The sequence below is a fragment of the Candidatus Methylobacter oryzae genome (assembly GCF_003994235.2).
Classification (GTDB): domain Bacteria; phylum Pseudomonadota; class Gammaproteobacteria; order Methylococcales; family Methylomonadaceae; genus Methylobacter_A; species Methylobacter_A oryzae.
In genome coordinates this window covers 35,308-49,441 of sequence record NZ_RYFG02000109.1, presented here as the reverse complement: position 1 = coordinate 49,441, position 14,134 = coordinate 35,308, and the positions used below count along the sequence as shown (strand labels likewise).

Genomic DNA, 14,134 nt, shown 5'->3' with positions numbered 1-14,134 from the left:
CGGGACGGCTTAGGGACACATCGGCTTATAACGATGAGTGCATTACGAAAGAATGAGAAAAAGTTTTTATTTTTACCATCTTACAGGTAAAGATTCCAAGCCCCTGAATATCCATGTTGGCTGCCACTTTAATTGATCGATATTATCGATAATTAGATTCGGTAAGCGGCGAAATAATGTTTCCACTGCAACTTCTACTTCGACGGTTCCCAACTTAGCTCCCAGACAATAATGGCTACCCAGTCCAAAAGTAAGTGGTTTTTTTACAGTTAGAGGTCTCTCTATCCAAAAACGATCGGGTTCAACAAATATCTCCTGATCGTGGTTTGCCGAATCAAGAGCCAGAAAAATTCCATCCCCAGCGCCAATTTGAACACCGTTAAATTCAAACGATTCCATGGCGGTACGAAAAGTAATAGGCGCTGAAGAATTAAAACGCAACGCTTCATCTACTGCATTGGACAAAAGTTCCGGCTTGGCAATCAACAATTCTCTTTGTTCGGGATAAAGAAACAACAGTCGCAAGGTATTGCACAATGCATTGGCGGTAGTTCCGTACCCCGCAACAAACAATACGATAAGGTTGGAGATAATTTCGTCTTCGGTTAGACGTTCGCCCCCTTCTTCAGCTATCAGTAACTGAGAAACTAAATCTTCCCCAAGCTGTTCACCCCTTTGGCGGCAAATTTCACGGAAAAACATCTCTAAACGCAATGCTCCGGTATTAGCTTCATTTAATTCCGCAGCGTTAAGAGGATGCGGTTCGGCAGCTCTCGACATGAGCTTAGTTTCCGCAAAAAAATCAAGGCTCTGTTCCAGCTCAATGTTCAGCATATTGCAGATAACTTGCACGGGTAGCGGATACGCAAAAACATTCATTAAATCAGCCTGTCCAAGCTCTATCCATTTATCGATTAACTGATCCGCACTTTTTTGCACCAGCGCACGCACCTCACTAACTCTGCCGGCATTAAGTGCTTTAACGACCAGTTTACGTCGGCCGAGTGAACTCATTGACGCCCAGAAATTATTATGAATACGATAAGCTGGTTCATCGTTCATATCGCGTCCATAAAGTTGAACATATATGGAAGAAACATCTTTATCTAAAAGCGGGCTTTTCAACAAGTATTCAACATCGTGGTAGCGGGTTATGAGCCATGCTCCTGATTCTAAAGGATAGATCGGAGCTTGTTCGCGCAATCTGGCATAAGTCGGGTAAGGGTTTGCTATAAATTCGGGAGATTGAAGGTCCAGTTGCATAAGCAAATATCTCTATATAATTGAGTATTTTTTCGGTAGGATAAATGTTAAATCGCATTATCTATATTTACTGAAAATGTCAGTAGTTAAATTATGTCAGTTTTTTGCCCCATATTGTTAACGTTATAGCTTACAATATCATCTCTATCCTGTTAAAAATATTTTATCTAAGTTAAACCAACAGATTTTTCTATATTTAACAAAGATAACCCTCAACCGACACAAAACCAATTTATTTAATTTTAAGGAATATTTCTTCATGCTTAATGATCTTTCAATAGAAGAATCATCTATTTATAAAGAAAAGCAGATAAAAAAAATCTATCCGAATGACTACAGAATAATAAACTTCGGTTCTGACAATTATCAATTAACGAAAAAAGACATTAGCTATATTGTGCATGGCGCTTGCTTTTTAGCATCGGGCGGCGGCGGATCAATTGGGCTAGCTTTGCTTTTTATGGATAAAATGATAAATGACACCAATGTTATGCACTATGTAAATCCCGATAACCTTAAAGCAAATAAAAACATAGCTTTTGTCGCGGGTTTAGGTTCACCGGATAAGGTGTTTGAAGGCTTCGGACAAACCGCTTCATTAAATGCCTTCTTAGAAATGGATAAATATCTAACTCACTCCGGCCAAGACCCGTTAGGCTATTTAATCCCGGTTGAAATGGGGGCAATTAATACATTAGTCCCCTTTATAATTTCAGCCAGAAAGGGAATTGAGGTAATTAATGGAGACCCTTGTGGCAGAGCAATGCCGGAATTGAGCATGACACTCTTTAATATCAATAAATTACCCATAAATCCTGTTATCTTGACTTCAGATACAGACGAATTAGGGCACTATCAAAAAACAGTCGTACAGGTGAACGGTGCGATAGATGCAGAAAACCAAGCTCGGCATTTTGCCAAATCAAACAATAGTACAGCAGGTTTGGCATGCTATCCAATGCAAGGAGCTGACTTGAATTGCTCAATTTTATCCGATAAAAACTGGACTAAATTTAACCAATGGACAGTGGGACTTGCATGGAATCTAGGACGAAATATGATTGAATCCAGAAGCTACAATAAATTTCTGGAGTTGTTGAGTAGCTTTTCAGTTACCAGCTATATGTTATTTGAAGGCATAATCACCAACAAAGAAGAGAGAGAAATAAGCGGTTTTGATGCAGGAAAAATTACTGTCTCAAATCAAGATGAAACGTTTTTTATCTATTATAAAAATGAAAGTCTATTGGCATGGAATGCAACAAAGAAAAGCTATGTTGCTATGGGACCTGATTCAATAAGCTTCCTTGCCAAAAAAGACGCTCAACCTTTATCGAATGCCGATATAAATAGTGACCCGAAAAAAAACCCCAAACATATACCGTTAGGAACAGAAATCGGCATTATCGGACTATGTGCTATTGAAAAGCTGCAACATACTGAACTTATAGACTTGTTTTTATCAAATATTGAAGAAATTTTGGCTGCATTTCCTGAGGATCGTATACCTGCCCCCAATAGCTATATTGCCCTGTCAGCTTTAATGTCGGATTATAAAATATAATAAATAAGTATTTATACAGCACTCAGGATCGTCCTTCTCCTGATTGCGTTGTTAATGAAGTGCAACAAACGATGCTCATAACCTTAAAAGTTTCTTTAGATAATTTCATTGAAAGAGAGGCGAGATGTTCTATTTCTATTAAGATCGTAACCTGTAGGTGGACTCACCGGAAGGCAGTCCACCTTCTCCATATGCACTTTCCTAATTAAAACCTCAAGCTGACATGCCCAAAAAAAGCTCTTCCCGGCATTTGGTAATCACCTATAAAACTCAAACTGGTCGGAGCTGGATCGTAATAGCGTTTGTCAAATAAGTTATAAACATTAAAACTGATATCAACTTTCCTACCGAACATATTTTTCCCCAACAAGCCGACATCGAGCAAGGCATATCCGGGTACCTCGTTACGCGCGTCGCTTAAACTACGTAATGTATTGCCTTTAATAAGGACATGGGCAAAACTACTCCAGGTGTTATCGAAAGCCAAATTGGCTGTCAGGTTAGTGCGATGCCGTGGCACGTCCGCTAACTGTTGGCCAAGCTGGACGCTATGCTGTAAAACATGATTGGCACTCAGATAAGAACCTTGTAAACTCCCTTCAAAATCGTAACGCGCTTCTAACTCAACTCCCTCGGCAATGACACTGCCACTATTATCGTAACGCGAAATCGCCGTTTGAATGGGAACCTGTGAGATAATTTGATTGATTGCTGAGTGATAATATATAGCCTGGGTCGTCAAGCTCGCCACAGGATGGGCAACAATACCTGTTTCAAAGGTTTTAACTTCTTCCGGCTTAAGTGATGAGTTACCTAATAATACAGGGTTGTTGACAAGGCCGAGCTCACCAAAAGCAGGTGCTCGATAAGCGGTACCATAAGAAAACTTCAATGAATAATTTCTAATAAACTCCCAATTAAACCCCATCCTGGGATTAAATGTACCGCCAAAATCGTTATATCGGTCATAGCGTGCACCCAGAGTCAAGCGTAAATTTTTTAATGGATCCCACACATCTTCGATATAAAGGCCCCAATGTTTACGTGTTCTTTCCTCGGTAATAGACGGTGCGGGTATCAAATGTTCAGGATCGGGACCCAATTCATCAATAAGATTACCCTGCTGTTCTTTTGCATATGAGAACCCAGCGATCACGGCTTGAGCATCGCTGATATGATAATTAGCTTGGATTTCACCACCAGTGCGCATGTCTTGAAAGCCACTACGAGTAAACTGATTCTGTGCAAGTTGCCATCTATTATCAGCACTATAGAAATCATGAAATATTTGAGTATCTATCGTGAAATCATCTTTAATTTTCCACGCTCGACTCAAACGCAAGAAATAATCATTATAGTCCTGTTGAGTCCTGTCATCGCTAAGAATAGTTGCCGCTCCAAAAAACGTCCCCATCTTTTTATTAATGTACCGCCCGTCCAGTTTAAAATCTTGATAACCCAACTGCCATTCCAAGTCATAACGGCCCTCTGTAAGCTGGCTTTTACCAGGAGCTGAAGAGCTTAAACCTTGTATGCTTGAACTATCAGCCGGAATCGGCGAATTAATACCGTTGGTATCGGTAAAATTAAAATGTAACGCTGCTTCAGCGGTATTATCAAATTGCTTTCCCCAAGACGCCCGGTATTGCTGGGTATCAAAGCTGCCCCAGCCGGCCGACGTTTGCACGCCATTCAAATCCTTGGCATTCTGGGTAATGATATTAATAACGGCAAGAAAAGCATTAGCGCCGTATAAAGCCGACCCCGGGCCGCGCACGACTTCCACGCGCTTGATCGTATCGACCGGTAAATCATCGTAAACCCAAGCACTGCCGGCATTTTGCAGGTTATGATCCAACGGATGGCCGTTCAACATGATCTGCACTTTTTCAGACAGTACTGTTTTAACGCCGCGAACTTCAATTTCACGCCAGCCAAACTGGGTTTGAGTAATACCGATGCCCGGCACCAACCGCAACACATCCAATAAATTACGCGCGCCGATATGCGCAATATCGTCTTGGGTAATCACTGTTGTTGTGGCAATCGTTTTGTCCACATGCTCTTCCATTTTCGAGGCAGTCACCACGACTTGTCTTTCCGCGGCAAGATAGGCCAATTCCTTTTCCAAATCATTATTCGCAGCCGAAGTTTCCGCAGAAGCGTTCGAATTCAAGATCAATACGCCAAACAGTAGGTTATATACGTACTTGTTCATTTCTCACACCCTACGACTTTATTGATCGAATCCAAGGCATCTTTATTGAAATTGAGCCGCAATGCATCGAGAACGCATTTATTTAAAGTGATCGTTGAACCCGCCGGACTTTGCACTGTTCCTTCAGACACTTTATCTTTATCCATCATCAGGACGAAACTAGCCGACTGTCTCCCGATGGTGTCGCTATCCGCTGAAACGGCCAAGACCGCGCCCTGTTCTATATACACGTCGCTGTATGCATAGACAGGTTTCTTTTGTTGTTGGGCCGATTGGAAGATTGTCTTTACCGATTCTTTATTACTTAAAACAACCGGATCGGAAATAATCCAGAACAACTCTATTTTCGGCAACAATCCGTTAAGCGCGTCGCCGATCTCTTTGTCTTCATTAATGGCTTTGGTAACGACATTTATACCTACGGACAAAGCATCTTTTTTGATGCTTTCCACGTACTCGCGACTGAATTTATCGCTGTAAAGCAAACCGATAGTTTTAATTGAGGGCAAGAAATAGCGTAGCAACGATATTTCTTGTGCCGATGCCAATTCATTAGCTACGCCATAAGTTCCTTCAGCAATATCCAACCTTCTCCAGTTAATAGCCGCTGAAAATAACAACTTTCTGTTATGGGTATAGTCGCGCGCTAATAAATAAGCTTTGGTACCTATGGTATAGATGAGTCCAGGATTTTCTTGCTGAATAAGCTGCTTTAGTTCAGTTTCGGCGTCGGCATGGCTGTTTAAGTTCAATTCTGCCACTTGATAGGCATTTTGCTGGATGATTTTCTTAAATTCCGTAGCAATTGTTTGATACCGATAAACACTATTGTCGCTATTGACGATCAATATTTTGCTCGGCTGGGCAAAACCGGCGCTGATCCAAAACACCGTCAACAGTATTAAGACCTTACAAAAATTTCTTATTTTCATAATTGCTTCCAGTCTTTATCGGATACACGGCGATTATTGACACACTTCATTGCAACGCCCTCCAACCGTCTATACCTAACATCCTTAAGTTTTCTTCACCGGCATCGGCATCCGGCATTTTGCGTAACACCTCAAGCAATTGTTCTTCTTTCTGGTCCGGTTTCTTCAGTGTCGCGGCGATTAGAAAATAATCTTTTTCGCTAACCCCTAAACTATGTAACTCCCGGTGTTGATTAGGGTTAATCATCGCCAATTTTTCCAAACTGCTTTCTGCCGAGATGGCGGCAGTCGCCATTCCAAATCCCACAGCCATAATGGCATCGATATCTTTGGGCACGATCAGGATTTTGATGTCTTTAAGCAATGCTTCTTGGTCTTTGCCGAGTATTTGCTTCAATACGCTTTGGATGTACTCTTCACTTCCCGCACCTGCGACTACGGTATTTTTAAGCATGGAGACATCAGTAATGTCTTTTTTCGCACTTAACACTTTCCTTTGCATCGTGTTGCCTTTTGAGGTTCCGACCAACGCAATTTTCAGAGGTATATTTTTTTGCTGTAACGCTTTTAAATGCCAATTGGATAATAAATAAACATCGCCTTTTTTCCCTTGAATCGCGGATTCAAAAGTCTCTTTTATATCAAAAGGTTGAAAAAGATAACCGCCATGATCCACTAAATAAACATCAAAGCCTCTTTTTAATGACGCAAAATTATTGATGTTCGTTTCCGGATTGTAAAAATAGATAAACGGGCCTTCATCCGCATACGCGGACCGGTAAGCTCCCGTAACAAAAACAGAAAAGATAAAAAGAACAGATAAGATGCGTTTCATTTCCAGTATCTTTTGTTAAAACAACACTCTAAATACCAAAAAAGAAAGTTGTGGCGTGATCATTTAATATTCTTTGGGATTGTAGGGAATTGGAATGATAGCCGTTAAAGAAAAATAAAGCATCGAAAAAATACGTATGAATACTTATAGACACATTTGGATGTTACAAACCCTGCCCAAAGACAAAGATAAAATCTCTATTCCCCGCTGAACATTTGCTGCTATTTTTAGTCATTCTCCTATAAAAACAACTGTTAATACTGATACATGCTTGTTGTAACGGCTAACCACCAAACCATGAACTAAAAATTATCATTGCCGGAACCGGGCCTCAACACCACCAATCGATCCGACCATAATCCCGGCAACTCCTCTAAAACCTGTGCTTGCTGTTCGTTTGAGAAACCTAATATAAACATAAGTTGTCTTACAGATTGCTTTCCGTCAGCCGCTTGCAAAATCTTGTACCATGGTTCCGACAATGCATGAGGCCGCCGTGTAGGGTCGTAGTCATGGTCGCGCGCAGTATCGTAATTCCAAGCTAATGAGTAAGTGAAGCCGCGTTCACTATGATTGACGTAGTAATCTTCTCTTAATAAGAGTGCCGCTTTTGGCAAGCTAACGATTAAGCCGCTCATATCGCTAGGCTGCCAATCTTTTTTACGGGCTAAATAATCGCCTACAACCAGATAGTCCAGGCCGGATGTCAAATAACACACTACCGCGTCATTTATACTGTCGACAATAGGCTCGGCATGATTATTAAATGAAGTATTCAATAAAACCGGAATGCCGGTTTTACGGCCAAATGCGTCGATTAACTCCCAATAGCGCGGGTTGCTGGTCCGGCTTACAGTTTGCAACCGGGCGCTGCCGTCTATATGCGTGATAGCGGGTAATTGCTCGCGCCATTCCGGCTTGACATTCAACACGAACGACATAAACGGAAATTCGGCATTTTCTCCCGGTACTTCAAAGAAATCCAGGACGCGTTCTTCCAGGACAGACGGCGCAAACGGGCGGTAACTTTCACGCATTTTGATCATAGCGTTGATCGTTTCCTTATGCGTGGCAACGCGCGGATCGGCCAAAATACTACGATTACCCAAAGACCTGGGCCCGAATTCGGAGCGTCCTTGCACCCAACCGATTACCGCTCCATCAATCATCAAGTCGGATACCTGCTCCGACCGGTTGTCCATTTTTTCAATATGCAAGAACGGACGCCATGCATCGAGAGTTTCACCGATTTCATCGTCATGAATCTGGGTTCCCCAATAGGCGTGACTTGCTCGGGCAAACGGTAATTCCGGTTGCATTTGGTGGGCCGCGTAAGCTGCTGCTCCATAAGCACAGCCCGAATCACCGGCGAAAGAAGGCACAAAAACATCTTTAAATAAACCTGAGCGAAGGATTTTTCCGTTCATGCTGCTGCTTTGCCCGACACCGCCGCTGATCACCAGACGCGTGTGGCCGGTCACTTGCTGAAAATGGCTAAGAATATGAAAAACGATCTCTTCTATCGCTTCTTGCAATGCTGCCGCAATATCCGTATGAACTTGGGTAAACGGCGCATCCTTTTTCCGAGGATTGGTTATGCTAAACAATTCAATTACGCGTTCTCGATGCAACGTATAATCGCCGTTCGGCAATAAAGTATATAAGCGCCGCAATTGTTCTTTATAAGTCTCACTACAACCATAAGGCGCCAATCCCATAACTTTATATTCATCAAAAATACGATAGCCAAGAAAACGTATTACATCTAAATATAAGATACCTATAGAATCGGATTCCGACTTGCTCAGCAGATTATCGAAACGCTTGTTGCGCGCATCGATCACATTGGTCGATAAAGTATCGCCAAGCGCGTCGATAGTCAGTATCAAACTGTCATTAAAACCCGACATATAATAAGCGGTGGCGGCATGACTAATATGGTGATCTACAAATACAAGCTGTTCATCTCTTAAGCAAAAACCAAACTCACTCTGAAACAGATAACGGTAAAGCTTTCGCGCATCTCCAATTTCAGCAAGCAAGGGATTACATATCTGATATTTTTTTAATACTTTATTTAAAATATCTTCATTAGAATAGATTGCAATATAATCGATATCTTCCAATGTTTTGTTTGCTTGTTGCAAACAAAACAACACTGCAAATCTCCATATCTTACCGGTATGTTTAATGCGGATTAATCTCTCTTCTTCTATTCCGGCAACGACTTTGCCATCTTCCATTAACACCGCCGCAGTATCGTGATGAGCGTCTTCAAACAATTTAAAATTCCGATCAAATACCGAATCACAACCACCACTTAAGCCGAGAACCAACATTAAACTTTCCTTAATACATTGCTAATATAGTTAAACACCCTGAAGTCAATTACAAATTTCATTAAAACATATGAAATTACTGACCCGGATGGACAAAAAGAAAAACAACCTGCCCACAAATAATGCAAGTTAGGAAAACATTATCGCAGACGGGATTTAATATACAAATTTCTTGCGTAACGGAAGAATGGGATTTACTGATTTGAAAAAAATAGGACTTATATCCTTACAGAAATAAGGATAAAAAATATTGAATCGGATTATCCGAAGTTCATATTTTACTAACGCTTGTTTCTTTAATTTACGGGAAGCATACCGTACGCAGGCCATTCGCCATAAATGCCGTTGCGAACTAACACATCAAAATGCCAATCCGCAAGCTATGCATTCACGCATCCCGCATCCGCAATGCCAACTGCGGGTAATCGGTAATCAGGATATCAACTTTAAGATCCAGCGCCTTTTGAATGTCCTTTTCACTGTTACAGGTATAAACCCCGACGCTTCTCCCCCGCTCTCGCAAAAGCTCTGCTATGGACGCGTTATGAATATCGATGGGTAGGCAAAAACCGGCAAGAAAGCTGTAATCCTTAAGGAACTGTTCAATGTCGGCCTGAGTGTGGCGACCGGTCAAAAGATAATAAAGCGGCAAATCCGGTGCGTATTGATGGATAAGCACCAGAGCGGGCAGGTTGAACGAAGAAATAAACACGCCGTCGGCGGCCGACGGCCCGATGATAGCCAGCATTTTCCGTATCTTGCTTTCCAACCGTTGTTGCGATTCCCCATCGCGGCTTTTAAGCTCAATATCCAGGCCACAACGTCCTTGATAAGTGTCGATAAACTCCTTAAAGCTCAAAGCGCCTTCCGATTCCGCCTCGGGCGAGCAATACCCGGCAAAATCCATTTGTTCAAGCTGCGCGAAATCAAAATCGTCGATGCATTTTCCAGGATGCCCCAGTTTATCCAAAAACCCATCGTGCCAAAGCACAGGAACTTCGTCCAGACTTAATTGCACATCCGTTTCAATGCCGTCAACCGCATGCGAAAGCGCATAATTAAACGCGGCGCGAGTATTTTCGGCGACGTCTTTCGCCTCCCTGTTGCCGCCGCGGTGGGCAAAGATCAAACATGATTTACTCTGCTTGAACGTCAATTTTACGGCCTCATCAACTTAACTTAGGAGTTCATAAGGTACACGATACTCACCCTGTTTGGCTAATCGGATATGCCAAAAAACCGCCTTTTCTTAACGTTCAAATTTAGTTATTGGCTCCGGCAAAACTCAAACCAGTCCTTCTTCCCTCAACGCTTTTTGCACTGCGGGACGCGCACCGATTTTAGCGGCATAGTTCGCGAGCACAGGCCAACGACCTATGTCGACATTGACATAAACGCCCCAACGCAAGGTTACAAACAAGTAGCCATCGGCCACCGTAAAATGCTCGCCCAGCAAGAATGCCCGGCTCGAAAGATGATCCGAAACAGTTTCCAAGCGCGAAATCAACGATGCAATCGCCACCCGTTTGGCGGCTTCAGGCATGGAGGGATTAAACCAAAGCCCAAATCCTCCCTTGTGAATCTCGGTCGAAATAAAGTTCAGCCATTGCTGTAGTTGATAACGCTCGAACGTACCAGCTGCCGGAGCTAACTTTTTATCCGGCGCCCGATCGGCCAAATACTGAACAATAGCCGGTCCTTCCGTTAACCGATTGCCGTCGTCAAGGACCAACACCGGCACGTAACCATTGGGATTCACCAGCCGGAAATCCTCTCCGGCTTTGGTGCGCTTACTTTGCAAATCCACTTCAACCAATTCAAGCGGCAGTTCCGCTTCGCAAGCGGCGATATGAGGGGATAATGAACAAGCCCCTTTGCTGTAATAAAGTTTCATGGCATTTTCCTCTGGGCAGTATTAACGAACAAAGCCGATTATTCTTTGATTGCTTTAACTTGAAGCACGACGTTGACGTCATCGGCAAGGGTCGGCGCATATTTACCCACGCCAAAACCGGATCGTTTGATAGTCGTGGAGGCGTTCGCGCCGCAAACGTTTTTCATTGCGTTCATATTCATTCCGCAATGAAAATAATCTACCATCAAATGTACCTGCTGGTAATGCCGTGCAAGCTTAAATTACCCTCAACGGCATAACGTCATTCGTGAATTGTAGCCGCCTTTTGTTTATCCACCTTCTTTAAAAAAGGCGCAACAACAAGTGAAGCCACAAACATCACGGCGATAGTGTGGAACAACATATTGAAGGTCATCACTTCGGCTTCCCGCATCGCCAATCCGGCGACTTGTTTTAATGCCGCCAGGTCCGGGCTTGATAAATGCTTTTGCTGCATTGCGGCCGTCAAGCCCTGCAACGTTAGCCGGGCTTGATAGCTGGTCGCTGTCACCGACTCGCGTAGCGCCGCGTAATGGGCTTTGGTTGAATAAATCATTTGCGTATTGGCAACCGCAAGGCCGATCGCGCCCCCCAAATTGCGCATCAAGTTATAAAGTCCGCTGGCGTTTTTGACTTCTTCGACCGGCAACAATCCTAAAGATAACGTATTGATAGGCAAGAAGCACAGCATCAATGCGCTGCCGCGGATAGCTTGCGGCCAGAAGAATTCCCAATAGCCGGATTCGGCAGTCAAATTGCCGTTCAGCCACGAGCCCAGGGCGAACAAGCTGAGCCCCAGGCACAGCATCCAACGCAAATCTATTTTTTTCTCCAAAGGCCCGGCGATAAACGCCGACAGCAATTGAAACAGGCCGACCACCATCAGGTAATAGCCGATTTGCAGGCTATTAAGTCCTTTAACGCCGGCAAGATAAACCGGCGTTAAATAAATAATCGTATAAAGCCCGATGCCCAGCACAAAGCTGTAGCCACATCCCACCGCAAAATTGACATTGCGGAATGCGTAGAGATCGATAATCGGGTGCTTGGTTTTTAATTCCCAAACAAACATCGAGATGCCGCTGACGATGGCGACAATCGTCAGCGCGACGATCCGATCGTCTTCAAGCCATTGCTCGCGTGCGCCTTCCTCGAGTACGAACTGCATCGAACCCAAGAAAATAGCAATCAAGGCGATGCCGGTAAAATCGATTTGCTTCAACAGCGACCAGTCGGGCTGGTCGATATCGACAAATCGCCAGACCAGCACGCAGACCAAAATGCCGGGAATGATGTTGATCAGAAACAACAATTCCCAATTATAGGTTTCGGACAAGTAGCCGCCCAGTACAGGCCCCGCGGTCGGGGCTATTGTCACAATCAAGCCGAGCACGATGCTCATCACCGGCTGCAAGCGCGGCGGGAACATAATAAAGATCACAGTAAACGTCATCGGAATCATCGCGCCGCCGATAAACCCCTGCAAACAGCGGAATACGATCATCGACGGCAAGTTCCAGGCGAATGCGCAAAGCAGGCTGGTCAAAGTGAACCCGCCTGCCGATATTACATATAAATAGCGTGTTGAAAGGAGCCTGCCCAGCCAGCCGGACAACGGAATAATGATGACTTCGGCAATCAGGTAAGACGTTTGCACCCAGGCAATTTCATCTTGCGTAGCGGACAACCCGGCCTGGATTTTTTGCAACGAACTGGCAACGATCTGGATGTCCAGCACCGCCATGAACACGCCGATTGCCATACTAAAAAAGCCGACCCACTGGCCCGTCGTCAGCGTTTTTTCCGTTTGTTGTTCAGTCATCTATTATCCTAGAAAATCATTTCGTCCACGAAAGACACGAAAAGCACGAAATTTTCAATGCGTTATCAAATTCCAAAGGCGAAGTTCACGGAATACAAAGCAGGCCTTTTCCGCCAAACCGTTCAAGTGCGGCTTTGCACACCGCACCATACAGTTAGCCACTAAAATCGACGCAACACGGCGTCTTGTTTAGTGTCTTTCGTGTCTTTTCGTGGATAACGGCTGTTTTTAAGTTCACTGCACATGGACTCTGGCAGTGACCGACAGTCCCGGTTTCAGCAGTTTGGTATCCGCCCCCGTATCGAAAACGATTTTGACCGGCACCCGGCGCACGATTTTGGTGAAATTGCCGGTTGCGTTTTCCTCCGGCAGGAGGCTGAACTCAGAACCGCTGGCCGGAGAGAAACTGTCCACCGTACCGGTCAGCTTAAGCTCGGGATAGGCGTCCACTTCAATCGTGACCTGTTGTCCGGGACGCATATGCTCCAACTGGGTTTCCTTGAAATTCGCGACCACCCAAATCTTGCTGTCCTGCACCAAGGACGCCAGCGCGACGCCGGGTTGAACCAATTGCCCCAGTTGCACGCCGCGATTGCCGATAATACCGTCGACCGGCGCCTTGATTTGGGTATGCTCCAGGTCGATTTTCGCCAGCTCCAACGCTGCCTGGGCATTTTGCAGGCGCGCTTCGGTTTCGGTAATTTCACTATCGAGCGCTGCCAACTGGTTGTGTTCGGCGCTGGCTGACGCCTGTGAACCTCTCAACTCGGCCTGCGCCTGCTTGGACTCGGCCTGGATTTTATCCAGTGCCTGCCGCGCCGCCGAACCGCGATCGATCAAATTATTAAAACGCTGTAAATCTTTCTGGATTTGTTCGCGCCGGGCTTGCACGGCCGCGATATTTGCCCCGGCCGTCTCGATATGGGCTCGTTGCGAAGTTTTCATTGCCCGCAGCCGTTCGATATGGGCTAGCTCCTCATTGACGTCGGCCTGGGCCTGGATCACTTTGGCCTGGTAATCGCGGTCGTCTATCGTCACCAGCACATCGTTTTGTTTGACGGCCTGGTTATCGCTGATGGCTATTTTTGTTACATAACCTTCGACTTTCGGACTGATCAGGACGATGTTGCTGCGCAGGTAAGCATTGTCGGTGGTTTCGTAATGCTGGCGTTCCAATAGCCAATAACCGATAGCTGAGAGCAAAGGAATACCAATCAAAAGAATCAATAAAATGGGACTAAAGCGGGGCATGAAATGACCTTGATAA

11 protein-coding genes are annotated in these 14,134 nt (G+C 44.4%); 1 reads left to right on the top strand and 10 read right to left on the bottom strand.

The features are described from left to right. Window positions 1-72: 72 nt before the first annotated feature. Window positions 73-1,263 (bottom strand): cytochrome P450, encoded by a 1,191-nt coding sequence (locus EKO24_RS15635; protein ID WP_127028370.1) that lies wholly within the window; start codon window positions 1,261-1,263, stop codon window positions 73-75. 259 nt (window positions 1,264-1,522) lie between these two features. Here EKO24_RS15635 and EKO24_RS15630 point away from each other — a divergent pair, with 259 nt between their 5' ends. Continuing rightward, window positions 1,523-2,827, top strand: a complete 1,305-nt coding sequence (locus EKO24_RS15630; RefSeq protein ID WP_127028371.1) for a DUF917 domain-containing protein — start codon at window positions 1,523-1,525, stop codon at window positions 2,825-2,827. Between the two features lie 205 nt (window positions 2,828-3,032). Here EKO24_RS15630 and EKO24_RS15625 read toward each other — a convergent pair whose 3' ends face one another. From EKO24_RS15625 to EKO24_RS15585, 9 genes are all read right to left on the bottom strand, one after another. Beyond that, on the bottom strand, window positions 3,033-5,045 hold the full coding sequence (locus EKO24_RS15625) for a TonB-dependent receptor plug domain-containing protein (protein WP_127028372.1): 2,013 nt from the start codon (window positions 5,043-5,045) through the stop codon (window positions 3,033-3,035). Then, a complete protein-coding gene (locus EKO24_RS15620; RefSeq protein ID WP_127028373.1) occupies window positions 5,042-5,977 on the bottom strand; it encodes an ABC transporter substrate-binding protein in 936 nt (311 codons plus the stop codon). The genes EKO24_RS15625 and EKO24_RS15620 overlap by 4 nt, the downstream gene beginning before the upstream one ends. Before the next feature lie 46 nt (window positions 5,978-6,023). Further along, entirely contained in the window at window positions 6,024-6,812 is a 789-nt protein-coding gene (locus EKO24_RS15615; RefSeq protein ID WP_127028374.1) for a hypothetical protein, read from the bottom strand. A gap of 302 nt (window positions 6,813-7,114) precedes the next feature. Then, complete coding sequence (locus EKO24_RS15610; RefSeq protein ID WP_127028375.1) at window positions 7,115-9,151, bottom strand: carbamoyltransferase family protein; 2,037 nt, start codon at window positions 9,149-9,151, stop codon at window positions 7,115-7,117. A gap of 388 nt (window positions 9,152-9,539) precedes the next feature. Continuing rightward, a complete protein-coding gene (locus EKO24_RS15605) occupies window positions 9,540-10,280 on the bottom strand; it encodes a glycerophosphodiester phosphodiesterase (protein WP_206667292.1) in 741 nt (246 codons plus the stop codon). Window positions 10,281-10,436: 156 nt separating this feature from the next. Next, window positions 10,437-11,045: a glutathione transferase GstA gene (gene gstA, locus EKO24_RS15600; protein WP_127028377.1), complete on the bottom strand. Its 609-nt coding sequence runs from the start codon at window positions 11,043-11,045 to the stop codon at window positions 10,437-10,439. A gap of 38 nt (window positions 11,046-11,083) precedes the next feature. Then, window positions 11,084-11,221, bottom strand: coding sequence for a YceI family protein (locus EKO24_RS22420; protein WP_127028378.1), 138 nt, complete (start codon window positions 11,219-11,221; stop codon window positions 11,084-11,086). An 86-nt stretch (window positions 11,222-11,307) separates the two neighbouring features. Continuing rightward, the gene (locus EKO24_RS15590) at window positions 11,308-12,867 is read right to left on the bottom strand and encodes a DHA2 family efflux MFS transporter permease subunit (RefSeq protein ID WP_127028379.1); all 1,560 of its coding nucleotides are present in this window, start codon (window positions 12,865-12,867) and stop codon (window positions 11,308-11,310) included. A 234-nt stretch (window positions 12,868-13,101) separates the two neighbouring features. Then, a complete protein-coding gene (locus tag EKO24_RS15585) occupies window positions 13,102-14,118 on the bottom strand; it encodes an HlyD family secretion protein (protein WP_127028380.1) in 1,017 nt (338 codons plus the stop codon). Window positions 14,119-14,134: the final 16 nt, after the last annotated feature.

Excerpts from the sequence above, each read along its gene's own strand:
- EKO24_RS15625 (WP_127028372.1), bottom strand. The coding sequence starts at position 5,045 with ATGAACAAGTACGTATATAACCTACTGTTTGGCGTATTGATCTTGAAT.
- gstA (WP_127028377.1), bottom strand. The coding sequence starts at position 11,045 with ATGAAACTTTATTACAGCAAAGGGGCTTGTTCATTATCCCCTCATATC.
- EKO24_RS15610 (WP_127028375.1), bottom strand. The coding sequence starts at position 9,151 with ATGTTGGTTCTCGGCTTAAGTGGTGGTTGTGATTCGGTATTTGATCGG.
- EKO24_RS15585 (WP_127028380.1), bottom strand. The coding sequence starts at position 14,118 with ATGCCCCGCTTTAGTCCCATTTTATTGATTCTTTTGATTGGTATTCCT.
- EKO24_RS15630 (WP_127028371.1), top strand. The coding sequence starts at position 1,523 with ATGCTTAATGATCTTTCAATAGAAGAATCATCTATTTATAAAGAAAAG.
- EKO24_RS15590 (WP_127028379.1), bottom strand. The coding sequence starts at position 12,867 with ATGACTGAACAACAAACGGAAAAAACGCTGACGACGGGCCAGTGGGTC.
- EKO24_RS22420 (WP_127028378.1), bottom strand. The coding sequence starts at position 11,221 with ATGAACGCAATGAAAAACGTTTGCGGCGCGAACGCCTCCACGACTATC.
- EKO24_RS15635 (WP_127028370.1), bottom strand. The coding sequence starts at position 1,263 with ATGCAACTGGACCTTCAATCTCCCGAATTTATAGCAAACCCTTACCCG.
- EKO24_RS15620 (WP_127028373.1), bottom strand. The coding sequence starts at position 5,977 with ATGAAAATAAGAAATTTTTGTAAGGTCTTAATACTGTTGACGGTGTTT.
- EKO24_RS15615 (WP_127028374.1), bottom strand. The coding sequence starts at position 6,812 with ATGAAACGCATCTTATCTGTTCTTTTTATCTTTTCTGTTTTTGTTACG.